This is a genomic window from Actinomadura viridis (assembly GCF_015751755.1).
GTDB classification, from domain to species: Bacteria; Actinomycetota; Actinomycetes; order Streptosporangiales; family Streptosporangiaceae; genus Spirillospora; species Spirillospora viridis.
Window position 1 is genome coordinate 606,157 of sequence record NZ_JADOUA010000001.1, and the last position, 21,528, is coordinate 627,684.

The 21,528-nt window shown below is 68.8% G+C and carries 36 protein-coding genes; 34 read left to right on the forward strand and 2 right to left on the reverse strand.

Translation table 11 applies throughout. From position 1 onward, the window contains the following. Positions 1–27: 27 nt before the first annotated feature. The 26 genes from tuf (at position 28) to IW256_RS02760 (ending at position 14,343) form a co-directional block, all read left to right on the forward strand. Positions 28–1,221 carry an elongation factor Tu gene (tuf, locus tag IW256_RS02635; protein WP_197009422.1) on the forward strand — a complete coding sequence of 398 codons (1,194 nt, stop codon included), beginning with the start codon at positions 28–30 and terminating at the stop codon, positions 1,219–1,221. Positions 1,222–1,352: 131 nt separating this feature from the next. Then, complete coding sequence (rpsJ, locus tag IW256_RS02640; protein ID WP_018657599.1) at positions 1,353–1,661, forward strand: 30S ribosomal protein S10; 309 nt, start codon at positions 1,353–1,355, stop codon at positions 1,659–1,661. Positions 1,662–1,676: 15 nt separating this feature from the next. After that, on the forward strand, positions 1,677–2,327 hold the full coding sequence (gene rplC, locus IW256_RS02645; protein WP_197009423.1) for a 50S ribosomal protein L3: 651 nt from the start codon (positions 1,677–1,679) through the stop codon (positions 2,325–2,327). Continuing rightward, positions 2,324–2,938: a 50S ribosomal protein L4 gene (gene rplD / locus IW256_RS02650; protein WP_197009424.1), complete on the forward strand. Its 615-nt coding sequence runs from the start codon at positions 2,324–2,326 to the stop codon at positions 2,936–2,938. Before rplC ends, rplD begins: the two co-directional genes overlap by 4 nt. Further along, positions 2,935–3,234: a 50S ribosomal protein L23 gene (gene rplW / locus IW256_RS02655; RefSeq protein WP_197009425.1), complete on the forward strand. Its 300-nt coding sequence runs from the start codon at positions 2,935–2,937 to the stop codon at positions 3,232–3,234. Before rplD ends, rplW begins: the two co-directional genes overlap by 4 nt. 43 nt (positions 3,235–3,277) lie before the next feature. Next, the gene (gene rplB, locus IW256_RS02660) at positions 3,278–4,111 is read left to right on the forward strand and encodes a 50S ribosomal protein L2 (protein WP_197009426.1); all 834 of its coding nucleotides are present in this window, start codon (positions 3,278–3,280) and stop codon (positions 4,109–4,111) included. Positions 4,112–4,123: 12 nt separating this feature from the next. Next, a complete protein-coding gene (gene rpsS, locus IW256_RS02665; protein ID WP_197009427.1) occupies positions 4,124–4,405 on the forward strand; it encodes a 30S ribosomal protein S19 in 282 nt (93 codons plus the stop codon). A 34-nt stretch (positions 4,406–4,439) separates the two neighbouring features. Then, entirely contained in the window at positions 4,440–4,820 is a 381-nt protein-coding gene (rplV, locus tag IW256_RS02670; protein ID WP_197009428.1) for a 50S ribosomal protein L22, read from the forward strand. Continuing rightward, on the forward strand, positions 4,820–5,662 hold the full coding sequence (gene rpsC / locus IW256_RS02675) for a 30S ribosomal protein S3 (RefSeq protein ID WP_197009429.1): 843 nt from the start codon (positions 4,820–4,822) through the stop codon (positions 5,660–5,662). Before rplV ends, rpsC begins: the two co-directional genes overlap by 1 nt. A 5-nt stretch (positions 5,663–5,667) precedes the next feature. Next, complete coding sequence (rplP, locus tag IW256_RS02680; RefSeq protein ID WP_197009430.1) at positions 5,668–6,087, forward strand: 50S ribosomal protein L16; 420 nt, start codon at positions 5,668–5,670, stop codon at positions 6,085–6,087. Further along, on the forward strand, positions 6,087–6,332 hold the full coding sequence (gene rpmC / locus IW256_RS02685; protein WP_197009431.1) for a 50S ribosomal protein L29: 246 nt from the start codon (positions 6,087–6,089) through the stop codon (positions 6,330–6,332). Before rplP ends, rpmC begins: the two co-directional genes overlap by 1 nt. Further along, positions 6,325–6,597: a 30S ribosomal protein S17 gene (rpsQ, locus tag IW256_RS02690; protein ID WP_197009432.1), complete on the forward strand. Its 273-nt coding sequence runs from the start codon at positions 6,325–6,327 to the stop codon at positions 6,595–6,597. The genes rpmC and rpsQ overlap by 8 nt, the downstream gene beginning before the upstream one ends. A 63-nt stretch (positions 6,598–6,660) precedes the next feature. Then, the gene (rplN, locus tag IW256_RS02695) at positions 6,661–7,029 is read left to right on the forward strand and encodes a 50S ribosomal protein L14 (RefSeq protein WP_197009433.1); all 369 of its coding nucleotides are present in this window, start codon (positions 6,661–6,663) and stop codon (positions 7,027–7,029) included. Next, positions 7,030–7,338, forward strand: a complete 309-nt coding sequence (gene rplX, locus IW256_RS02700) for a 50S ribosomal protein L24 (protein ID WP_197009434.1) — start codon at positions 7,030–7,032, stop codon at positions 7,336–7,338. Between the two features lie 5 nt (positions 7,339–7,343). Then, positions 7,344–7,931 (forward strand): 50S ribosomal protein L5, encoded by a 588-nt coding sequence (rplE, locus tag IW256_RS02705; RefSeq protein ID WP_197009435.1) that lies wholly within the window; start codon positions 7,344–7,346, stop codon positions 7,929–7,931. Next, on the forward strand, positions 7,931–8,116 hold the full coding sequence (locus IW256_RS02710; RefSeq protein WP_131876394.1) for a type Z 30S ribosomal protein S14: 186 nt from the start codon (positions 7,931–7,933) through the stop codon (positions 8,114–8,116). Before rplE ends, IW256_RS02710 begins: the two co-directional genes overlap by 1 nt. 114 nt (positions 8,117–8,230) lie before the next feature. Then, positions 8,231–8,629, forward strand: a complete 399-nt coding sequence (rpsH, locus tag IW256_RS02715; protein WP_197009436.1) for a 30S ribosomal protein S8 — start codon at positions 8,231–8,233, stop codon at positions 8,627–8,629. Between the two features lie 16 nt (positions 8,630–8,645). After that, a complete protein-coding gene (gene rplF / locus IW256_RS02720) occupies positions 8,646–9,182 on the forward strand; it encodes a 50S ribosomal protein L6 (protein WP_197009437.1) in 537 nt (178 codons plus the stop codon). Positions 9,183–9,184: 2 nt separating this feature from the next. Then, positions 9,185–9,571 (forward strand): 50S ribosomal protein L18, encoded by a 387-nt coding sequence (rplR, locus tag IW256_RS02725; RefSeq protein ID WP_197009438.1) that lies wholly within the window; start codon positions 9,185–9,187, stop codon positions 9,569–9,571. A 37-nt stretch (positions 9,572–9,608) separates the two neighbouring features. Continuing rightward, entirely contained in the window at positions 9,609–10,229 is a 621-nt protein-coding gene (gene rpsE / locus IW256_RS02730) for a 30S ribosomal protein S5 (protein ID WP_425549718.1), read from the forward strand. Continuing rightward, a complete protein-coding gene (gene rpmD / locus IW256_RS02735; protein WP_197009439.1) occupies positions 10,229–10,411 on the forward strand; it encodes a 50S ribosomal protein L30 in 183 nt (60 codons plus the stop codon). The genes rpsE and rpmD overlap by 1 nt, the downstream gene beginning before the upstream one ends. A gap of 1 nt (position 10,412) precedes the next feature. Then, positions 10,413–10,895 carry a 50S ribosomal protein L15 gene (gene rplO / locus IW256_RS02740; RefSeq protein WP_197009440.1) on the forward strand — a complete coding sequence of 161 codons (483 nt, stop codon included), beginning with the start codon at positions 10,413–10,415 and terminating at the stop codon, positions 10,893–10,895. A 201-nt stretch (positions 10,896–11,096) separates the two neighbouring features. Further along, positions 11,097–12,392, forward strand: a complete 1,296-nt coding sequence (secY, locus tag IW256_RS02745; protein WP_197016051.1) for a preprotein translocase subunit SecY — start codon at positions 11,097–11,099, stop codon at positions 12,390–12,392. Further along, complete coding sequence (locus tag IW256_RS02750) at positions 12,392–13,042, forward strand: adenylate kinase (protein WP_197009441.1); 651 nt, start codon at positions 12,392–12,394, stop codon at positions 13,040–13,042. The genes secY and IW256_RS02750 overlap by 1 nt, the downstream gene beginning before the upstream one ends. A gap of 6 nt (positions 13,043–13,048) precedes the next feature. Further along, positions 13,049–13,870, forward strand: a complete 822-nt coding sequence (gene map, locus IW256_RS02755) for a type I methionyl aminopeptidase (RefSeq protein WP_197009442.1) — start codon at positions 13,049–13,051, stop codon at positions 13,868–13,870. A 32-nt stretch (positions 13,871–13,902) separates the two neighbouring features. Continuing rightward, entirely contained in the window at positions 13,903–14,343 is a 441-nt protein-coding gene (locus IW256_RS02760; protein ID WP_197009443.1) for a DUF1707 SHOCT-like domain-containing protein, read from the forward strand. Between the two features lie 22 nt (positions 14,344–14,365). On the opposite strand, the gene IW256_RS02765 is transcribed toward IW256_RS02760, so the two are convergent. Then, the gene (locus IW256_RS02765) at positions 14,366–15,181 is read right to left on the reverse strand and encodes a phosphodiesterase (protein WP_197009444.1); all 816 of its coding nucleotides are present in this window, start codon (positions 15,179–15,181) and stop codon (positions 14,366–14,368) included. 324 nt (positions 15,182–15,505) lie between these two features. Continuing rightward, complete coding sequence (locus IW256_RS02770; protein WP_197009445.1) at positions 15,506–16,063, reverse strand: hypothetical protein; 558 nt, start codon at positions 16,061–16,063, stop codon at positions 15,506–15,508. Between the two features lie 286 nt (positions 16,064–16,349). Between IW256_RS02770 and infA the strand changes: the two genes are divergently transcribed. The 8 genes from infA (at position 16,350) to truA (ending at position 21,505) form a co-directional block, all read left to right on the forward strand. Beyond that, positions 16,350–16,571 carry a translation initiation factor IF-1 gene (gene infA / locus IW256_RS02775; RefSeq protein WP_197009446.1) on the forward strand — a complete coding sequence of 74 codons (222 nt, stop codon included), beginning with the start codon at positions 16,350–16,352 and terminating at the stop codon, positions 16,569–16,571. Positions 16,572–16,672: 101 nt separating this feature from the next. Continuing rightward, positions 16,673–16,786 (forward strand): 50S ribosomal protein L36, encoded by a 114-nt coding sequence (rpmJ, locus tag IW256_RS02780; RefSeq protein ID WP_021596712.1) that lies wholly within the window; start codon positions 16,673–16,675, stop codon positions 16,784–16,786. Between the two features lie 204 nt (positions 16,787–16,990). Continuing rightward, positions 16,991–17,371 carry a 30S ribosomal protein S13 gene (gene rpsM, locus IW256_RS02785; RefSeq protein WP_197016052.1) on the forward strand — a complete coding sequence of 127 codons (381 nt, stop codon included), beginning with the start codon at positions 16,991–16,993 and terminating at the stop codon, positions 17,369–17,371. Positions 17,372–17,431: 60 nt separating this feature from the next. Further along, a complete protein-coding gene (rpsK, locus tag IW256_RS02790; RefSeq protein WP_197009447.1) occupies positions 17,432–17,833 on the forward strand; it encodes a 30S ribosomal protein S11 in 402 nt (133 codons plus the stop codon). Between the two features lie 21 nt (positions 17,834–17,854). Next, positions 17,855–18,481, forward strand: coding sequence for a 30S ribosomal protein S4 (rpsD, locus tag IW256_RS02795; protein WP_197009448.1), 627 nt, complete (start codon positions 17,855–17,857; stop codon positions 18,479–18,481). 142 nt (positions 18,482–18,623) lie between these two features. Continuing rightward, positions 18,624–19,637 carry a DNA-directed RNA polymerase subunit alpha gene (locus tag IW256_RS02800; RefSeq protein ID WP_131944806.1) on the forward strand — a complete coding sequence of 338 codons (1,014 nt, stop codon included), beginning with the start codon at positions 18,624–18,626 and terminating at the stop codon, positions 19,635–19,637. Positions 19,638–19,756: 119 nt separating this feature from the next. Beyond that, positions 19,757–20,293, forward strand: coding sequence for a 50S ribosomal protein L17 (gene rplQ / locus IW256_RS02805; protein ID WP_197009449.1), 537 nt, complete (start codon positions 19,757–19,759; stop codon positions 20,291–20,293). Positions 20,294–20,557: 264 nt separating this feature from the next. Further along, positions 20,558–21,505 (forward strand): tRNA pseudouridine(38-40) synthase TruA, encoded by a 948-nt coding sequence (gene truA, locus IW256_RS02810; protein ID WP_197009450.1) that lies wholly within the window; start codon positions 20,558–20,560, stop codon positions 21,503–21,505. Positions 21,506–21,528 lie beyond the last annotated feature (23 nt).

Sequence of the window (21,528 nt, forward strand, 5' to 3'; positions counted from 1 at the left end):
GCCGAGGATCGCAACAAGGAGCAACCAGTGGCGAAGGCCAAGTTCGAGCGGACCAAGCCGCACGTGAACATCGGCACCATCGGTCACATCGACCACGGTAAGACCACGCTTACCGCGGCGATCACCAAGGTGCTCCACGACAAGTTCCCCGACCTCAACCCCTTCACGCCGTTCGAGGACATCGACAAGGCGCCGGAGGAGCGCGAGCGCGGTATCACCATCTCCATCGCGCACGTCGAGTACCAGACCGAGGCCCGGCACTACGCGCACGTGGACTGCCCCGGTCACGCGGACTACATCAAGAACATGATCACCGGTGCCGCGCAGATGGACGGCGCGATCCTGGTGGTGGCCGCCACCGACGGCCCGATGCCGCAGACCAAGGAGCACGTGCTGCTGGCCCGCCAGGTCGGCGTGCCCTACATCGTCGTCGCGCTGAACAAGTGCGACATGGTCGACGACGAGGAGATCCTGGAGCTCGTCGAGCTCGAGGTCCGCGAGCTGCTGTCGGAGTACGAGTTCCCGGGCGACGACGTCCCGGTCGTGCGCGTGTCCGCCTTCCAGGCCCTGCAGGGCGACGCCAAGTGGGGCGAGTCGATCGTCGAGCTGATGAACGCCGTCGACGAGAACGTGCCGGAGCCGGTGCGTGACACCGAGAAGCCGTTCCTGATGCCGATCGAGGACGTCTTCTCGATCACCGGCCGCGGCACCGTCGTCACCGGCCGGATCGAGCGCGGCGTGGTCAACGTCAACGAGACGGTCGACATCATCGGCATCAAGCCCGAGTCGACCTCGACCACGGTCACCGGCGTCGAGATGTTCCGCAAGCTGCTCGACCAGGGCCAGGCGGGCGACAACGTCGGCCTGCTGCTGCGCGGCATCAAGCGCGAAGAGGTCGAGCGCGGCCAGTGTGTCATCAAGCCGGGCACCAACACCCCGCACACCGAGTTCGAGGCGCAGGTCTACATCCTGTCCAAGGACGAGGGCGGCCGGCACACGCCGTTCTTCAACAACTACCGCCCGCAGTTCTACTTCCGCACCACCGACGTGACCGGCGTGGTGAACCTCCCCGAGGGCACCGAGATGGTCATGCCGGGCGACAACACCGAGATGAGCGTCGAGCTGATCCAGCCCGTCGCCATGGAGGAAGGCCTGAAGTTCGCCATCCGTGAGGGTGGCCGGACCGTCGGCGCGGGTCGCGTCACCAAGATCAACAAGTAGGACTCTCGTGTACGCGGCGGCCCGCCGCGTGCCGGGACCGGGGACGACCCGGACCCGACATCCGCGAGCGGGCCGCCGTGTCACGACCAGGGAAACCAGCGGCACTACCAGTAAAGGACACCGAGGCCACCATGGCGGGACAGAAGATCCGCATCCGGCTCAAGGCCTACGACCACGAGGTCATCGACACCTCCGCGAAGAAGATCGTTGAGACGGTGACGCGGACGGGCGCCAAGGTCGCGGGCCCGGTGCCGCTGCCGACCGAGAAGAACGTGTACTGCGTCATCCGCTCGCCGCACAAGTACAAGGACTCGCGCGAGCACTTCGAGATGCGCACGCACAAGCGGTTGATCGACATCATCGATCCCACGCCCAAGACGGTCGACTCGCTGATGCGGCTCGACCTTCCGGCCGGCGTTGACATCGAGATCAAGCTCTAAGGGACGCACCGAGAGATGAGTGAGCAGAGGAAGGGCGTCCTGGGCGAGAAGCTCGGCATGACCCAGGTCTTCGACGATGAGGGCCGGATCGTTCCGGTGACCGTCGTCCAGGCCGGGCCGTGTGTCGTGACCCAGCTCCGCACCCAGGAGAACGACGGCTACACCGCCGTCCAGATCGGGTACGGGCAGATCGACCCGCGCAAGGTGAACAAGCCGCGCACGGGTCACTTCGAGAAGGCCGGCGTGACGCCGCGCCGTTATCTCGTCGAACTGCGGGCCGACGACACCACCGGGTACGAACTCGGCCAGGAGATCACCGTTGAGGTCTTCGAGGCCGGCCAGAAGATCGACGTGACCGGCACGAGCAAGGGCAAGGGCACCGCGGGCGTCATGAAGCGCCACGGTTTCCGCGGCCTGGGCGCCTCCCACGGCACCCAGCGCAAGCACCGTTCGCCGGGCTCGATCGGCGGCTGCGCGACCCCGGGTCGCGTCTTCAAGGGCCTGCGCATGGCGGGGCGGCACGGAAACGCCCGCACCACCGTGCAGAACCTGACCGTCCACGCCATCGACACCGAGAAGAACCTGCTGCTCATCAAGGGCGCGGTTCCCGGTCCGAACGGCGGCGTGGTGCTGGTCCGCGACGCTGTGAAGGGAGCGGGCAAGTGACCACCAAGCTGGACATCGAGCTGCCCGGCGAGATCTTCGACGCCAAGACCAGCGTCCCGCTGATCCACCAGGTCGTGGTGGCGCAGCTGGCCGCGGCCCGGCAGGGCACGCACTCCACCAAGACCCGGGGCCAGGTCTCCGGCGGCGGCAAGAAGCCGTACCGGCAGAAGGGCACCGGCCGGGCCCGCCAGGGCTCGACCCGCGCGCCGCAGTTCGCCGGCGGTGGCGTCGTGCACGGCCCGCAGCCGCGGGACTACTCGCAGAAGACGCCCAAGAAGATGAAGGCCGCCGCGCTGCGCGGCGCCCTGTCGGACCGCGCCCGCTACGGCCGGGTGCACGTGGTCGACAACCTGATCGAGGGCGACACCCCGAAGACGAAGACGGCGCTGGCCGCCCTGCGGGGCGTGACCGAGGCCAAGCGCGTCCTGCTGGTCCTGGACCGCGAGGACGAGCTCACCTGGAAGAGCCTGCGCAACGAGCCGAGCGTGCACGTCCTCGTCTCCGACCAGCTCAACACCTACGACGTGCTGGTGAACGACGAGGTGGTCTTCACGCAGGCGGCCTATGACGCGTTCATCGCGCGTGCGAGCAAGAAGGAGGGGGCGAAGTGACGAAGATCGCCGACCCCCGCGACGTCATCATCGCGCCGGTCGTCTCCGAGAAGAGCTACGGGCTGCTGGACGAGAACAAGTACACCTTCATCGTCCGCCCCGACGCGAACAAGACGCAGATCAAGCAGGCCGTCGAGCAGGTGTTCAACGTCAAGGTGACGAGCGTGAACACCCTCAACCGGCCGGGCAAGCGCAAGCGGACCCGGTTCGGCTACGGCAAGCGCAAGGACACCAAGCGCGCCATCGTCAGCCTGGCCGAGGGCGAGCGGATCGACATCTTCGGCGGCCCGGCCTGACGGCCGGTGACCCCGAGGATCAGAAAAGGGATGAACGAAAAAGATGGGCATCCGTAAGTACAAGCCGACGACTCCGGGTCGTCGCGGGTCCAGCGTGGCCGACTTCGTGGAGGTCACGCGCCGCGAGCCCGAGAAGTCGCTGCTGCGTCCGCTCCCCAAGAAGGGCGGCCGTAACAACCACGGCCGCATCACCACGCGCCACCAGGGCGGCGGCCACAAGCGCGCGTACCGGCTGGTCGACTTCCGCCGGCACGACAAGGACGGCGTGCCGGCCAAGGTCGCTCACATCGAGTACGACCCCAACCGCACCGCCCGCATCGCGCTGCTGCACTACGCCGACGGCGAGAAGCGCTACATCCTCGCGCCGACCGGCCTGAAGCAGGGCGACCGGGTCGAGAACGGGCCGGGCTCGGACATCAAGCCGGGCAACTGCCTGCCGCTGCGCAACATCCCGACCGGTACGGTCGTGCACGCCATCGAGCTCCGCCCCGGCGGCGGCGCCAAGATCGCCCGCAGCGCGGGCGCCGGCGTCCAGCTGCTGGCCAAGGAGGGCAAGTACGCCACGCTGCGCATGCCCTCGGGCGAGATGCGCATGGTGGACGTCCGGTGCCGCGCGACGGTCGGCGAGGTCGGCAACGCCGAGCAGTCGAACATCAACTGGGGCAAGGCCGGCCGTATGCGGTGGAAGGGCAAGCGCCCGACCGTCCGCGGTGTCGCCATGAACCCGATCGACCACCCGCACGGTGGTGGTGAGGGCAAGACCTCCGGCGGTCGGCACCCGGTGAACCCGAACGGTAAGAAGGAAGGCCGCACTCGCCAGGCCAACAAGTCGAGCGACCGGCTGATCGTCCGTCGTCGCAGCAAGAAGAAGCGGTAGGAGTCGCTCGTCATGCCACGTAGCCTCAAGAAGGGCCCCTTCGTGGACGACCACCTGATGAAGAAGGTGGACGGCCAGAACGAGAAGGGCACCAAGAACGTCATCAAGACGTGGTCGCGGCGCTCCATGATCGTGCCGGAGATGATCGGTCACACGATCGCCGTGCACGACGGCCGCAAGCACGTGCCGGTGTTCATCACCGACGCCATGGTGGGGCACAAGCTCGGCGAGTTCGCGCCGACCCGTACGTTCCGCAGCCATGTCAAGGAAGACCGCCGCAGCCGTCGCGGCTAAGCGGGCAGTAGATCGTAGGAGAGAGGGAACAGCGATGGAAGCCAGGGCCCAGGCGCGGTTCATCCGTGTCACGCCCAGGAAGGCCCGCCGCGTGGTGGACCTCATCCGCGGCCTGCCCGCCGCGGAGGCTCAGGCGGTGCTGCGGTTCGCCCCCCAGGCAGCGAGCGAGCCTGTGGGCAAGGTGCTGGCGAGTGCCATCGCCAACGCCGAGCACAACTTCAAGCTCGACACCGACACGCTCGTCGTCAGCCGGGCCTACGTCGACGAGGGACCGACGCTGAAGCGTTTCCGTCCCCGCGCGCAGGGCCGTGCCTACCGCATCAACAAGCGCACCAGCCACATCACCGTGGTCGTGGAGTCGCGGGACGAGGCTTCGGCGGCCGGCGGCGGCAAGAAGCAGAGGAGGGCCCGGTAGTGGGTCAGAAGATCAACCCGCACGGGTTCCGGCTCGGCATCACCACCGACCACAAGAGCGTGTGGTTCGCCGACAAGCTCTACAAGGACTACGTCAAGGAAGACGTCCAGATCCGGCGCATGCTGCAGAAGGGCATGGACCGGGCGGGCATCTCCAAGGTGGAGATCGAGCGGACCCGTGACCGTGTCGAGGTCAACATCCACACCGCCCGGCCGGGCATCGTCATCGGCCGCCGCGGCGCGGAGGCCGAGCGGCTGCGCGGCGACCTGGAGAAGCTCACCGGCAAGCAGGTGCGGCTGAACATCCTCGAGGTCAAGAACCCCGAGATCGACGCCCAGCTGGTCGCGCAGGGCGTGGCCGAGCAGCTGTCCAGCCGGGTGGCGTTCCGCCGCGCGATGCGCAAGGCGATCCAGTCCGCGATGAAGTCCGGTGCCAAGGGCATCAAGGTCCAGTGCGGCGGGCGCCTGGGCGGGGCCGAGATGTCCCGTTCGGAGTTCTACCGCGAGGGCCAGGTCCCGCTGCACACGCTGCGCGCCGACATCGACTACGGGTTCTACGAGGCCCGTACGACGTTCGGCCGGATCGGCGTCAAGGTGTGGATCTACAAGGGCGAGGCCGCGGCGACGCGCGCCGAGCGTGAGCAGAAGGCCGCGCAGCAGCGCGCCGCGGGTGGCGGCGGTGGCCGCGAGCGTCGCGGTGAGCGCCGTGGCGGCGGTGGCCGTGGCGGCCGCGGTGGCCGTGGCGGCGAGCAGCGCGGCGGCGACCGCGCGCCCAAGCAGCAGCAGAGTCCAGAGCAGCAGGCCCAGCCGACGGAGGCTGCTGCGAGTGGTGAGGGGAGCTGAGGTAAGTGCTGATCCCTCGCAAGGTCAAGCACCGTAAGCAGCACCACCCGAAGCGCCGGGGCATGGCCAAGGGCGGTACGAAGGTGACCTTCGGCGAGTTCGGCATCCAGGCCGTCGAAGGTGCTTACGTGACCAACCGGCAGATCGAGGCCGCGCGTATCGCGATGACCCGTCACATCAAGCGTGGCGGCAAGGTCTGGATCAACATCTTCCCCGACCGCCCGCTGACCAAGAAGCCGGCCGAGACCCGGATGGGTTCCGGCAAGGGGTCGGTCGAGTGGTGGGTCGCCAATGTCAAGCCGGGCCGCGTGATGTTCGAGATCTCCTACCCGAACGAGCAGATCGCTCGGGAGGCGCTCACCCGCGCGATCCACAAGCTCCCGATGAAGTGCAAGATCGTTAAGCGAGAGGTGGGTGAGTCCTGATGGCCAAGGGTCTTACCGCCGACGATCTGCGGACCGAGCCCGAGGACGTTCTGGTCACCAAGCTGAAGGAGGCGAAGGAGGAACTCTTCAACCTTCGCTTCCAGGCCGCGACCGGCCAGCTGGAGAGCCACGGGCGGCTGCGCACCGTGAAGCGCGAGATCGCCCGCATCTACACCGTGATGCGGGAGCGGGAGCTCGGCATCGTCACGGTCGCCGAGGAGTCCGCGGAGGGCAACGATGACTGAGCAGCAGACCGAGGAGCGGAACACCCGCAAGATCCTTGAGGGCCTGGTGGTGAGCGACAAGATGGACAAGACCGTGGTCGTGTCCGTCGAGGACCGCATCACCCACCGCCGCTACCACAAGGTGATCCGCCGCACGACCAAGTACAAGGCGCACGACGAGGCCAACGAGTGTGGCGTCGGCGACCGCGTCCGTCTCATGGAGACCCGCCCGCTGTCGGCGACCAAGCGCTGGCGCGTGGTGGAGATCCTCGAGAAGGCCAAGTAATTACTGGTTCCGCCAGGCTCCGCGCTCCGGCGCGGAGAACCGGTGTGACGAACAGGAGTTGACGTGATCCAGCAGGAGTCGCGACTCAAGGTCGCCGACAACACGGGTGCGAAGGAGATCCTTTGCATCCGCGTTCTCGGCGGCTCGGGTCGGCGCTACGCGGGAGTCGGCGACGTCATCGTCGCGACGGTGAAGGACGCCCTTCCCGGCGCGGGTGTCAAGAAGGGTGACGTCGTCAAGGCGGTCGTCGTGCGCACCCGCAAGGAGCGCCGGCGCCCGGACGGCTCCTACATCCGCTTCGACGAGAACGCGGCCGTCCTGATCAGGGACGGTGGCGACCCCCGTGGCACCCGCATCTTCGGCCCGGTGGGCCGCGAGCTGCGCGAGAAGAGGTTCATGAAGATCATCTCTCTTGCGCCGGAGGTGCTCTAGATGAAGATCAGGAAGGGCGACGAGGTCGTCGTCATCGCCGGCAAGGACAAGGGCGCGACGGGCAAGGTCCTGCGCGTCGACCCGCGCCGTGAGCGCGTCGTCGTCGAAGGCGTCAACCTCATCACCAAGAACATCAAGGCCGACCAGCAGCGGGCCGGCAAGGAGAGCGGCCGGGTCACGGTCGAGGCGCCGCTGCACGTCAGCAACGTCGCGATCGTCGAGGACGGCAAGCCGGTCCGGGTCGGTTACCGCATCAACGAGGACGGCACCAAGGTCCGGGTCTCGCGGCGCAGCGGTAAGGAGATCTGACTTCCATGACCGACACCGTCACCGAGACCCCGACCGAGCGTCCCGTTCCGCAGCCGCGGCTCAAGCTGCGCTACCGCGAGGAGATCGCGGGCGCGATGCGCGAGCAGTTCGGCTACGCCAACGTGATGCAGATCCCCGGCCTGACCAAGATCGTGGTCAACATGGGCGTGGGGGACGCCGCCAAGGACGCCAAGCTGATCGAGGGCGCGATCCGCGACCTCTCCGCGATCACCGGTCAGAAGCCGGCCGTGAACCGGGCGAAGAAGTCCATCGCCCAGTTCAAGCTGCGTGAGGGCATGCCGATCGGCGCCCACGTCACGCTGCGCGGCGACCGGATGTGGGAGTTCCTCGACCGCCTGCTGGCCACCGCGCTGCCCCGGATCCGCGACTTCCGCGGCCTCTCCCCGAAGCAGTTCGACGGCAACGGCAACTACACCTTCGGGCTGACCGAGCAGGTCATGTTCCACGAGGTCGACCCGGACAAGATCGACCGCAACCGGGGCATGGACATCACGGTGGTCACCACCGCCAAGACCGATGACGAGGGCCGGGCGCTCCTGAAGCTCCTGGGCTTCCCCTTCAAGGAGAACTGATGGCGAAGAAGTCCCTGATCGCCAAGGCGGCCCGGAAGCCCAAGTTCGGCGTGCGCGGCTACACTCGTTGCTCGCGCTGCGGGCGCCCGCGTTCGGTCTACCGGAAGTTCGGCCTGTGCCGCGTGTGCTTCCGGGAGATGGCCCACCGCGGCGAGCTGCCGGGCATCACCAAGTCGAGCTGGTAACCACCCCAGCGTGTAATAACCACCGGGCGCCTGACGAAGGCGTCCACGACCACGCCAAAGGTCCACGGGTTTCATCGGCCCGAGGAAACCGTGGCGAGGGAGGGCCAGAAGCCCATGACGATGACCGATCCGATCGCAGACATGCTGACGCGTCTGCGTAACGCGAACTCGGCGTACCACGACTCGGTGTCGATGCCGTACTCGAAGATCAAGGCGCACATCTCCGAGATCCTCCAGCAGGAGGGTTACATCTCGGGTTGGAGCGTCGAGGATGCAGAGGTCGGCAAGAAGCTCGTGATCGAGCTGAAGTTCGGCCCGACCCGGGAGCGTTCGATCGCCGGTATCAAGCGGGTGTCGAAGCCGGGTCTGCGGGTGTACGCGAAGAAGGACAACCTGCCCAAGGTTCTGGGTGGACTGGGCGTCGCGATCATCTCGACGTCCTCCGGCCTGATGACCGACCGGCAGGCCGGCAAGCGTGGCGTGGGCGGGGAAGTCCTCGCCTACGTCTGGTGAGGGGAGGGCACTAGAAATGTCGCGTATTGGACGTCTCCCCATCACCGTGCCCAGCGGTGTGGACGTGCGGATCGACGGCCGTCAGGTCACCGTCAAGGGGCCCAAGGGCGAGCTGAGCCACACCGTCGCCGAGCCCATCGAGGTGGCGCTGGAGAGCGGCACGGTCACCGTGAGCCGCCCCGACGACGTCAACGTCAACCGGGCGCTGCACGGCCTCACCCGTTCGCTGATCAACAACATGGTGGTCGGCGTCACGGACGGGTACAAGAAGACCCTGGTCATCCAGGGCGTCGGCTACCGCGTGGTGGCCAAGGGCAAGAACCTGGAGTTCTCGCTCGGCTACAGCCACCCGATCACCGTGGAGCCGCCGGAGGGCATCAGCTTCACGGTGGAGCGGCCGACCCAGCTGGTCGTCGAGGGCATCGACAAGCAGAAGGTCGGCGAGGTCGCCGCCAACATCCGCAAGCTGCGCAAGCCCGACCCGTACAAGGGCAAGGGCGTGCGCTACGAGGGCGAGCAGATCCGCCGCAAGGTCGGAAAGGCTGGTAAGTAGTCATGGCAGGCACCAAGACCCTGGCCGGCAAGGCCACGTCGGCGCGGGCCAAGTCCCGCAAGCGCCGGCACCTGCGGGTCCGCAAGAAGGTCGTCGGCACCGCCGCGCGGCCCCGCCTGGTCGTGACTCGTTCCAGCCGGCACATGTTCGTCCAGGTGATCGACGACACCGCGGGCCACACGCTGGCCTACGCGTCGACGATGGAGGCCGACCTGCGCGCCGACGACGGCGACAAGACGGCCAAGTCCCGCCGTGTCGGCGAGCTGGTGGCCGCCCGGGCCAAGGAGGCCGGGGTGACCGCGGTCGTCTTCGACCGGGGCGGCAACAAGTACCACGGGCGTGTCGCCGCTGTCGCGGACGGCGCGCGCGAGGGGGGCCTGGAGCTCTGATGGCCCTGTCGACAAGCAACGAGAAGAGGACCCACTGATGGCAGCGCAGAGGCGTGGTGGCGGTCAGGGTGGCGACCGTCGCGACGGCCGCCGCGACGACCGCCGCGGTGGCGCCGACAAGGGCCAGTCGTACATCGAGAAGGTCGTGGCGATCAACCGCGTCGCCAAGGTCGTCAAGGGCGGCCGTCGCTTCAGCTTCACCGCCCTGGTGATCGTCGGTGACGGCAACGGCACCGTCGGCGTCGGCTACGGCAAGGCCAAGGAGGTGCCCGCGGCGATCGCCAAGGGCGTCGAAGAGGCCAAGAAGCACTTCTTCAAGGTGCCGCGGATCCAGGGCACCATCCCGCACCAGGTGCAGGGCGAGGCGGCGGCGGGCGTGGTCCTGCTGCGTCCGGCCAGCCCCGGTACCGGCGTCATCGCCGGCGGCCCGGTGCGCGCCGTGCTGGAGTGCGCCGGCATCCACGACGTGCTGAGCAAGTCGCTGGGCACCGACAACGCGATCAACATCGTGCACGCCACGGTGGACGGTCTGAAGTCGCTCAAGCGGCCCGAGGAGATCGCGGCCAAGCGCGGCCTGCCGATCGAGGACGTCGCTCCGGCGGCCATGCTGCGGGCGCGTGCCGCCGGCAGCGAGCCGCGTGCGGAGGTGGCCTCCTGATGGCCCAGCTGAAGATCACGCAGACCAAGTCTGTGATCAGCGAGAAGCAGAACCAGCGTGACACGCTGCGCACGCTCGGCCTCAAGAAGATCGGGCAGAGCGTGGTCCGGGACGACCGTCCCGAGGTGCGCGGCATGATCCGGACGGTGAACCACCTGGTCATCGTCGAGGAGGTCGACTGAGATGGCGACTGATCTGAGCAAGGACGGCGCGGGCGCCGAGGGCGCCCCGCTGAAGCTGCACGATCTGCGTCCGGCTCCCGGCGCCAACCGCGCCAAGGTCCGCAAGGGCCGCGGCGAGGCGTCCAAGGGCAAGACCGCGGGCCGCGGCACCAAGGGCACCAAGGCCCGCAGCACGGTTCCCGTGGGGTTCGAGGGCGGCCAGATGCCGCTGATCCGCCGGGTGCCGAAGCTCAAGGGCTTCAAGAACCCGAACCGGGTCGAGTTCCAGGTGGTCAACCTGGACAAGCTCGCCGCGCTGTACCCCGAGGGCGGCGAGGTCACGGCCGAGGACCTGGCGGCCCGGGGCGCGGTGCGCCGCGGCCGGCCGGTCAAGGTGCTCGGCACCGGTGAGATCTCCGTGGCGGTCCAGGTGAAGGTGCACGCCTTCTCCGGTTCCGCCAAGGAGAAGATCGCGGCGGCCGGTGGCTCGGCCGAAGAGCTGTAAGAAGAGACGACCCGTGATGCCGGGGACGTGCTCACCCAGCACCGGGGACCGCAGGGTCCCGGTGTCGGGAGGCGCGGCCCCGGCATCATCTGCTGTTAGAGTTCGACCGGCGGCGCTGCCCTGTTTCGGGCTCGCCGTCACCCATGGACACGAACCCGGCCCCTCGGCGGCCAAGGATTCGCCAGTCGCGCAGGAGGAATGGTGCTGACCGCGTTCGCTCGGGCTTTCCGTACGCCGGACCTGCGTAAAAAACTTCTGTTCACGTTGTTCATCATCCTGATCTTCCGGATCGGCTCGATGCTGCCGTCCCCGGGCGTGAACACCGAGGTCCTGCGCGAGACCGCCGACAAGGCCAGGGAGAGCAACAATCTCTATGGGCTGGTCGACCTCTTCAGCGGCGGAGCGCTCCTGAAGCTTTCGGTCTTCGCTCTGGGGATCATGCCCTACATCACCGCGAGCATCATCTTGCAGCTGCTCACGGTGGTGATCCCGCGCCTGGAAGCCCTCAAGAAGGAGGGCCAGGCGGGCACGACCAAGATCACCCAGTACACCCGCTACCTGACCATCGGCCTGGCGATCCTGCAGGCCACCGGAATCGTGGCGATGGCCAGCACGGGCCAGCTCTTCCAGGGCGTGGCCGGCGGCCAGGACGTGCTGTACAACAACGACATCTTCACGATCATCACGATCGTGGTCTGCATGACCGCGGGAACCTCGGTCATCATGTGGCTGGGCGAGCTGATCACCGACCGCGGCGTCGGCAACGGCATGTCCATCCTGATCTTCACCCAGGTGGTCGCGGTCTTCCCCGGCCAGTTCTGGAGCATCTACACCTCCAAGGGCGGCTTCGTCTTCGCCCTGGTGCTGCTCGTCGGCCTGGCCATCATGGCCGGTGTGGTCTTCGTCGAGCAGGCCCAGCGGCGCATCCCGGTGCAGTACGCCAAGCGGATGGTGGGCCGCCGGATGTACGGCGGCACATCGACCTACATCCCGCTGAAGGTCAACCAGGCCGGCATCATCCCGGTGATCTTCGCGTCGTCGCTGCTCTACCTGCCGGTGCTGGCCACCCAGCTGTGGCCCAACACGAAGTGGCTGCAGAGCGTCCAGCCTTACCTGGCCCAGGACAACCCCTGGCACATGGGGATCTTCTTCGCCTTCATCGTCTTCTTCACGTACTTCTATGTGGCGATCACGTTCAACCCCACTGAAGTCGCCGACAACATGAAGAAGTATGGTGGGTTCATCCCAGGTATTCGTCCGGGCCGGCCGACCGCCGAGTACCTCGACTACGTGCTGACCCGGATCACCACACCCGGTGCGCTCTACCTGGGGCTCGTCGCCCTGATCCCGATGGTCGCGTTCGCACTCATCGGCGCGACCCAGGACTTCGCCTTCGGGGGCACGAGCATCCTCATCGTCGTCGGCGTCGGACTGGATACCGTGAAGCAGATCGAGAGTCAGCTCCAGCAGCGTAACTACGAGGGCTTCCTCCGGTAGTGCGTATCGTTCTGGTGGGCCCCCCCGGAGCGGGCAAGGGGACACAGGCCCAGTTCATCGCATCGCATCTGTCCATCCCGAAGATCTCGACAGGTGACATCTTCCGCGCCAACGTGAGCGGCGGCACCGAGCTGGGCCGGCAGGCCAAGAAGTACATGGACCGGGGCGACCTGGTCCCGGACGAGGTCACCATCGCCATGGTGCGCGACCGGCTGGCCGAGGACGACGCCCGCGACGGGTTCCTGCTGGACGGTTTCCCGCGGAACGTGCCGCAGGCGGAGACGCTGAAGAAGATCCTCGCCGAGTGGGACGCCCGCCTGGACATCGTCCTGGAGCTGGTGGTCGACGAGGACGAGGTCGTCCGGCGGCTGTCGGGCCGCCGCACCTGCGAGCGGTGCGGCCGGATCTGGCATGTCGACTTCGACGACAAGCAGGACGACATCTGCGACGAGTGCGGCGGCCACCTGTTCCAGCGCGACGACGACAAGGAAGAGGTCGTCCGGCACCGCCTGGAGGTGTACCAGGAGCAGACCGCCCCGCTGGTGCAGTTCTACGCCGACGAGCGGATCCTGGTGGGCATCGACGCGACCGGCCCGGTCGAGGAGGTCACCCACCGGGCGCTGGCCGCGCTGCGTCCCCTGGAGCGCTGACCCGCCATGTTCCGACGTCGCAGGCTCATGATCCAGGTGAAGACCGCCGAGCAGATCGAGCTGATGCGCGCCGCCGGCCTGCTGGTCGGCCGGACGCTGGAGGTGCTGCGCGAGGCGGTCAAGCCCGGGATCACCACGCTCGACCTGGACGCCGTCGCCGAGCAGCACATCCGCGACCACGGCGGCGTGCCCTCGTTCAAGGGCTACCACGGCTTCCCGGCGACGATCTGCGCCTCGGTGAACGAGGAGATCGTGCACGGCATCCCCAGCGCCGGCAAGGTGCTGCGGGACGGCGACATCATCTCCATCGACTGCGGCGCGATCGTCGAGGGGTGGCACGGCGACGCGGCGATCACCGTGCCGGTGGGTGAGATCGACGCCGAGCGGGCCCGCCTCCTGGAGGTCACCGAGGCGTCCCTGTGGAAGGGCCTGGCGGCCGGAGTCGCCGGGGCCAGGCTCACCGACATGTCGCACGCGATCGAGTCCCACATCCGCTCTCAGGGCCCGTACGGCATCGTCGAGGGGTACGGGGGGCACGGCATCGGGACCGAGATGCACATGGACCCGCTGATCCCCAACCACGGGTCCCCGGGGTACGGCCCCGAGCTGCGGCCCGGCATGTGCTTCGCGGTGGAGCCGATGGTCAACCTCGGCACCCGGCACACCCGCGAGCTCGACGACGGCTGGACGGTGGTCACCACCGACGGCCGCGCCTCCGCGCACTTCGAGCACACCTTCGCCGTCACCGAGGACGGCCCCCGGGTGCTCACCGCCCTGGACGAGGGGCGGGAGCGGCTGGCAGGAGCGACGGGGCCGGCCGGCGGGTAGCATTTCAAGCTGGAGGCCGCGAAGGGGGTGCCATGGCGTTGGATCCTGACATCCGTGCTTCGGATGCCGAACGCGACCATGTGGCCACGACCCTGCGCGAGCACTGCGCGCTGGGCCGCATCACCATGGACGAGCTCCAGGAGCGGCTGGACGCGGCGTACGCGGCCAGGACGGTCGGGGAGTTGCAGGACGTCACCTCCGACCTGCCCGAGGCGGACCTGTACGAGCGGCCCGTGCCGGCCGTCCAGCAGTCCTCCCATGCCCCGGTCGCCAAGGAGAAGAGCCGCGCCCCCGCCGGTACGACCGCGGGGCAGATGTGGGGCACCTGGGCCGTCGTCAGCGGGATCAACCTCACGGTCTGGCTGATCCTCGCCCTCGCCGGGACACTGGTCTACCCGTGGTGGATCTGGGTGGCCGGGCCCTGGGGCGCGATCCTCGTCCTCACCACGATCTTCGGCTCGCGCCGCTCCTGAGCGCCGCGACGTTCCTGCCCGCTCACTCCACGTCCATGAGAGGGCGATAGTTGCCCGTCGGCACGAAGTGGGTGGTGGCGTCCCCGCCGGCCGTGACGAGGTGCACCGCGAAGCCCGCGGGCTCCCCGGTCACCGCCGCCCGGCCGGGACGGGTCAGGTCGAGGAACAGCTGGCGGTAGGTGCTGGGGCAGGTGGTGCTCACCCGGCCCGCCACGGATCCCACCGAGCCGCGGTGCACGTGGCCGCTGATCACCCGTACCACCTGGCGGTGCCGCCCGATGATCTCCTCGAACCCGGCCGGGTCGAGGAAGCGCATGTCGTCGATGAACCGGATGCCGATCGGGTAGGGCGGGTGGTGCGTGGCGACGACCGTGGGCGTGTCCGGAGCCGCCGCGAGGGTGGCGTCGAGCCAGGCCAGCCGGTCGGCGTCCATCGCTCCGTGCGGCGCGCCGTCGACCGTGGTGTCGCAGCACACCAGCCGGACGCCGGCCACGTCGATCGCGTACTGCAGCGGGGCCTGGGGACGGACGCCGCTCGCGCTCACCGCCGGATGGTCGCCGAACGCCGCGCGCAGGTTGTCCCGGTCGTCGTGGTTGCCGGGCATCGGGTAGACGGCCATCGGGAGCGGCGACAGCAGCGCGTGCAGCCGGGCGTACTCGGCGGGCAGGCCGTGCTCGGTGAGGTCGCCGGTGATCACCACGGCGTCCGGTCGCGCGGGCAGCGACAGCAGGCCGGCCACCGCCGCGCGCAGGGCCCGCACCGGGCCGGAGTCGTCGGCCACCGTGCCTCCGCGGCCGGCGGCGATATGGGTGTCGCTGAGCTGCGCGATGATCGCCATCGATCCCTCCCCCTCATCCAAGGACATCACGGACACCGGGCGAATGGCACTCCCGCCCCGGCGCCCGTCGGCCGCCACCCGGCCGGGACCGGAGACGATCTTCGCGTCCCCGGGCCCCGCTGTCGATTCGGGCGGCCGAGAGCAAGGTCACTTCGCTTCGCGCGATGGCCGGGCGCGTCGCCGCCGGAGGGGCGGGCTCCCGAGGAGGGCGGCAAGACCGCGGGAAGACCGCGAGAAGGCCGCGCGAGAGCGGCTGAGAACGTCCAGGCGGCGGGCGCACCTCCCGGGCCGCTCACGGGGGACGGGGGCCGCTCCCGGGGCGTGTCAGGCCACCTGGGAGATGACGGCGGACAGGGCGGAGGTGACGTCCTCCGGGGCCGGCGCCACGTCCGGGACGACGTCGCGCAGCGCCAGCCACCCGTTGATCGCCTGCGTGGTGGGACGGGCCTCGCGCAGCTGGGGGTCGTCGTGGTCGTACCAGGCGGCGACCTTGGACCAGCGCCAGAGCCGGTGCCCGGCGGCGGACATCTCCGAGGCGGGGAACCCGCCGGGGCCGCGCGCGCCGGTGATGGACAGCCGGACCGAGTCGACCGAGCGTCCCACCCGTTCGGCGATGTCGCGGATGGTCAGCAGGGGGTCGGCCTCGACCCGCTGGACGCGCAGACCGGGCGCGCTGGCCTCCATGTGCTCGACCAGTTCCATGATCGCGGCGGCCAGCGTCCGGCCCTGCCAGGTGCAGGAGGCGTTGCCCGGACGTTCCGCGTGCTGGGGCTCGGTGATGATGGAGACGGTCACGTAGCCGTGCGTACGGTCGAACAGGTCGTCCAGCTCCTCCTCGTAGAGGGGACGGCTGAGGATCAGCGCGAAGTCATAGCTCGGCATGCCGATCCTCCCTGGACGTCCTTCCTCCCGAGAAGGTACAACGCGCAGGCGCTGTATGCTGGTGTCGGGAGCAGTCTCCGGTGCCGGATCATGCGACAATTTCACTTTCGGTGGCCGGGTGACGTAGACTCTTATGTCGGTCCGCTGTCGGCCGCTTCAGATTCCTGCCCGGACGTTCGTCCCGGCAAGGTCGTGGCCGGATTCCCATGGATATCGCTCGCGAGAGCTGCGTCCGTGGGTTCTCGCGGGCTGAGCCCAGTGAGTCGATCAGTGAAGCGCGGAGGACATGCCCAAGAAGGAAGGCGCCATCGAGATCGAGGGCACCGTCATCGAGTCCCTCCCCAACGCCATGTTCCGAGTGGAGCTGGACAACGGGCACAAGGTGCTCGCCCACATCAGCGGCAAGATGCGGATGCACTACATCCGGATCCTGCCGGACGACCGCGTCGTCGTGGAGCTGAGCCCCTACGACCTCTCGCGCGGTCGGATCGTCTACCGCTACAAGTAAACAACCCACTGGGGTTGCCTTCCCTGGCTCCGCCGGAGCACACGGTTCGATCGCTCCGGCGCGACGGCGGCCAGGGGTGACCCTTATTCCCAGGAGACCCAGTGAAGGTCAAGCCGAGCGTCAAGAAGATCTGCAACAAGTGCCGCGTCATCCGCCGGCACGGCCGGGTCATGGTCATTTGCTCCGACCCGCGCCACAAGCAGCGTCAGGGCTGACGCAGACCACATTCCAGACGCGCATCGCGATCCTTCACACGTCGCCGTACGACGCCGTCCCGGAGGCACCCGCCTCTTGATCGGCTCGTACGGCACAGGCGTGTGAAGGGGGACCCTCGGACGGAGGCCGAGGCCGCCACCCGGGCAGGGTGTTCGCGGAAGGCGGTGCGCACATACCTCCGCAACAGAAGGGAACTGCCCGAGATGGCACGCCTCCTCGGCGTCGACCTCCCGCGCGACAAGCGCGTGGAGATCGCTCTCACCTACATCTTCGGCATCGGCCGGACCCGGGCCCAGGAGACCCTGCAGGGCACCGGGGTCAACCCGGACCTGCGGGTGCACCAGCTCGGCGACGACGAGCTGGTCAAGCTGCGCGACTGGATCGAGGCGAACTACAAGATCGAGGGTGACCTCCGCCGCGAGGTTCAGGCCGACATCCGCCGCAAGATCGAGATCGGTTGCTACCAGGGCATCCGGCACCGTCGCGGGCTGCCCGTGCACGGCCAGCGCACGCAGACCAACGCGCGCACCCGCAAGGGCAAGAAGAAGACCGTGGCCGGTAAGAAGAAGGCCGGCAAGAAGTAGTCCGGGGCAGCGGGCCCGCGGCCCGCTCCGGATCGACGACCTCAGGAGTAGAGAGAGCAGATGCCTCCCAAGAGCCGTGTCGGCGCCAAGAAGGTGCGCCGCAAGGAGAAGAAGAACGTCGCTCATGGGCACGCCCACATCAAGAGCACGTTCAACAACACGATCGTTTCGATCACCGACCCCAACGGGAACGTGATCTCCTGGGCCTCCTCCGGCCACGTGGGCTTCAAGGGCTCGCGCAAGTCGACCCCGTACGCCGCCCAGCAGGCGGCCGAGGCCGCCGCCCGCCGCGCCATGGAGCACGGCATGCGCAAGGTGGACGTCTTCGTGAAGGGCCCGGGCTCGGGCCGTGAGACCGCCATCCGCTCGCTGCAGGCGACCGGTCTGGAAGTCGGCTCCATCCAGGACGTCACGCCCGTCCCGCACAACGGCTGCCGCCCGCCCAAGCGGCGCCGGGTCTGAGGCAGGGGGAGAAGAGAGACAATGGCTCGTTACACAGGCGCCGACTGCAAGCTGTGCCGTCGCGAGAAGATGAAGCTGTTCCTCAAGGGCAGCAAGTGCATGGGGCCGAAGTGCCCGATCGAGATCCGGCCCTACCCGCCGGGTGAGCACGGCCGCGGTCGTCCCAAGGAGACCGAGTACCTGCTCCAGCTTCGTGAGAAGCAGAAGGCCAAGCGCATCTACGGGGTGCTGGAGCGGCAGTTCAGCAACTACTACGTCGAGGCCAACCGGCAGGGCGGCAAGACGGGTGAGAACCTGCTCACCCTGCTGGAGCGCCGTCTCGACAACGTGGTCTACCGCGCGGGCTTCGCCAAGTCCCGCGACATGGCCCGCCAGCTGATCCGGCACGGTCACATCCGGGTCAACGGCAAGAAGGTCAACATCCCGTCGTTCCTCGTCGGCGAGGCCGACATCGTCGACGTCAAGACCAAGTCCAAGGAGCTGACGCCGTTCCAGGTCGCCAAGGCCGAGGCCGGCGAGACCCAGGTTCCGGCGTGGCTGGGCGTGGACTCCGACAGGATGCGGATCTTCGTGCACTCGCTGCCGGTCCGGCAGCAGATCGACGCTCCCGTCCAGGAGCAGCTGATCGTCGAGCTCTACTCCAAGTAACCGCCCCGGCGGCCTGGAGCGGAACTCGTGTCACCCTCCGGGATTCCACGGCGGCTCAGCCGTGGAATCCTGGGGGTACGGGGAAGTAACACAGATGAACGCGGTCGTCAAATAGCGGGCACCGCGGGAAGAAGGAGCACTCATGCTCATCGCTCAGCGTCCGACCCTCACCGAGGAGCAGGTCGACGAGTACCGGTCGCGGTTCACCATCGAGCCGCTGGAGCCGGGCTTCGGCTACACGATCGGTAACTCGCTCCGCCGTACCCTCCTCTCCTCGATCCCGGGTGCCGCCGTCACCAGCATCCGCATCGAGGGCGTCCTGCACGAGTTCTCCACCGTCCCCGGGGTCAAGGAGGATGTCACCGACATCATCCTGAACCTCAAGGAGCTGGTGGTCTCCTCCGAGCACGACGAGCCCGTGGTGATGTACCTGCGCAAGCAGGGTCCCGGCGAGGTGACCGCGGCCGACATCGCGCCGCCCGCCGGAGTCGAGGTGCACAACCCCGACCTGCACATCGCCACCCTCAACAACAAGGCCAAGCTGGAGATGGAGCTGACGGTCGAGCGCGGCCGCGGCTACGTCTCGGCGGCCCAGAACAAGCAGCCGGGCCAGGAGATCGGCCGGATCCCGATCGACTCCATCTACTCGCCCGTGCTCAAGGTCACCTACAAGGTCGAGGCGACCCGGGTCGAGCAGCGCACCGACTTCGACCGCCTCATCCTGGACGTGGAGACCAAGCAGGCGATGCTGCCGCGCGACGCGGTGGCCTCCGCCGGCAAGACCCTCGTCGAGCTGTTCGGGCTGGCCCGGGAGCTCAACGTCGAGGCCGAGGGCATCGACATGGGTCCGTCCCCGACGGACGCCGCGCTGGCCGCGGACCTGGCGCTGCCCATCGAGGAGCTCAACCTCACGGTGCGCTCCTACAACTGCCTCAAGCGCGAGGGCATCCACTCGGTGGGCGAGCTGGTCGCCCGCAGCGAGCAGGACCTGCTGGACATCCGCAACTTCGGCGCCAAGTCGATCGAAGAGGTCAAGCAGAAGCTCAACGACATGGGTCTGTCGCTGAAGGACTCCCCGCCCGGGTTCGACCCGAGCGCGGCGGCCGACAACTACGGCGACGACGACACCAGCTACGCCGAGACCGAGCAGTACTGACGGTCGACCGGGCGCCGCGTCCACGTGCGCGGCGCCCGTCCGGCGCACGCCACCGGGCGTGCGTGATTCATCGCAGCTGACGCCGGTACCTGATACGGCCGGCGCAGGAAGGAACGACCATGCCTCAGCCCACCAAGGGCGCCCGCCTGGGCGGCAGTGCCGCGCACCAGCGGCTCATCCTGGCCAACCTGGCCACGGCGCTGTTCGAGCACGGCCGCGTCACCACCACCGAGGCCAAGGCCCGGCGGGTGCGTCCGCTGGCGGAGAAGCTGATCACCAAGGCCAAGCGCGGCGACCTGCACAACCGCCGCCAGGTGGCCCGGGTGATCCGGGACAAGGGCGTGGTGCACGAGCTCTTCACCGAGATCGCGCCCCGCTTCGAGACCCGTCCCGGCGGCTACACCCGCATCACCAAGCTCGGCCCGCGCAAGGGCGACAACGCCCCCATGGCCGTGATCGAGCTGGTGCAGGAGCCGCTGGCCGCCGCCTCCGGCACCACCGCGACCGCCGCTCCGGCCGAGCCCGCCGCCCCGGCGGAGGAGGAGGTCACCCTCACCAAGGGCGAGGAGACCGCGGAGCCGGCCGCCGAGTCCAAGGACGAGGCCGAGGCCACCGAGGCCAAGGGCGAGTCCAAGGACGAGGGCGAGGCCAAGTAAGGCCGGGTAGGACTGAGCATGCCGGCCGGGAGGCTCCGCGAGGACGCTCCCGCCCGACATGCGCTCGGGCCCGCCGTCCCCTACGGGACGGCGGGCTCGTTCTTTGCCAGACTGAATCCATGGTCACGTCAGGGGGGCGACGATTGTCACGCAGGATGCCCGGGACCGTGACGCGTCCGGCGGGCGCGGGCGGCTTCCCGGCGGGACGGGCGGATTCCGTCACCGGGCTCCGGGGCCGGCTCCCCGAGGAAGCGACACGTTGAGATGACCGCACTGGTACGGCTCCGGCTCGACATCGGCTACGACGGGTCCGGCTTCGCGGGCTGGGCGCGCCAGCCGAAGCAGCGGACCGTCCAGGGCGCCATCGAGGACGCCCTGGCCCGCCTGCTGCGTCTCGATCCGCCCCCCGTCCTCACCGTGGCGGGCCGTACGGACGCGGGCGTGCACGCGCGCGGGCAGGTGGCGCACGTGGTCGTCCCGGCCGCCTCGTACTCGATGGTGAACGGCACCATGCCCCGGCGGCTCGCGGGCCTGCTGCCCCCGGACGTGCGCGTGTGGCGGGTGTCGGTGGCCCCGGAGGGCTTCGACGCGCGGTTCTCGGCGCTGTCGCGGCGGTACGCCTACCGCGTGTGCGACGACCCGGTGGGCGTCGACCCGCTGCGCCGCCACGACGTCCTGTGGCATCCGCGTCCGCTCGATCTCGACCGGATGAACGCCGCCGCCTCGTTGCTGGTGGGCGAGTACGACTTCGCCGCGTACTGCCGGAAGAGGGAGGGCGCGACCACCATCCGGGAGCTGCTGCGCTTCGACTGGCACCGGGAGGAGCCGTACGGGGTGAAGGACGGCGCCAACGGGCTGGTGATGCGTTCCACGGCGCCCCAGCGCGGGGTGGCCGTCGCCACGGTCGAGGCGGACGCGTTCTGCCATTCCATGGTCCGCGCGCTCGTGGGGGCCATGCTGGTGGTCGGCGACGGGCGGCGGGACGTGGAATGGCCCGCGAAGGTGCTGGCCGCGCGCGTCCGCGACTCCGGGGTGAACGTGGCGCCTGCGCACGGGCTGTCCCTGGAGGAGATCCGCTACCCGTCCGCGGAGAAGCTGGCGCGGCGCGCCCAGGAGACCCGGCGGGTCCGTACGCTCAACTCCTCGGCCGCCCCCTCGACGCCGCCGTCCCCCTCCCCGCCGCCGTCCCCTTCGTCTCCTTCGCCGTCGTAGACGCTGCTCACCCGGGGGTCAGA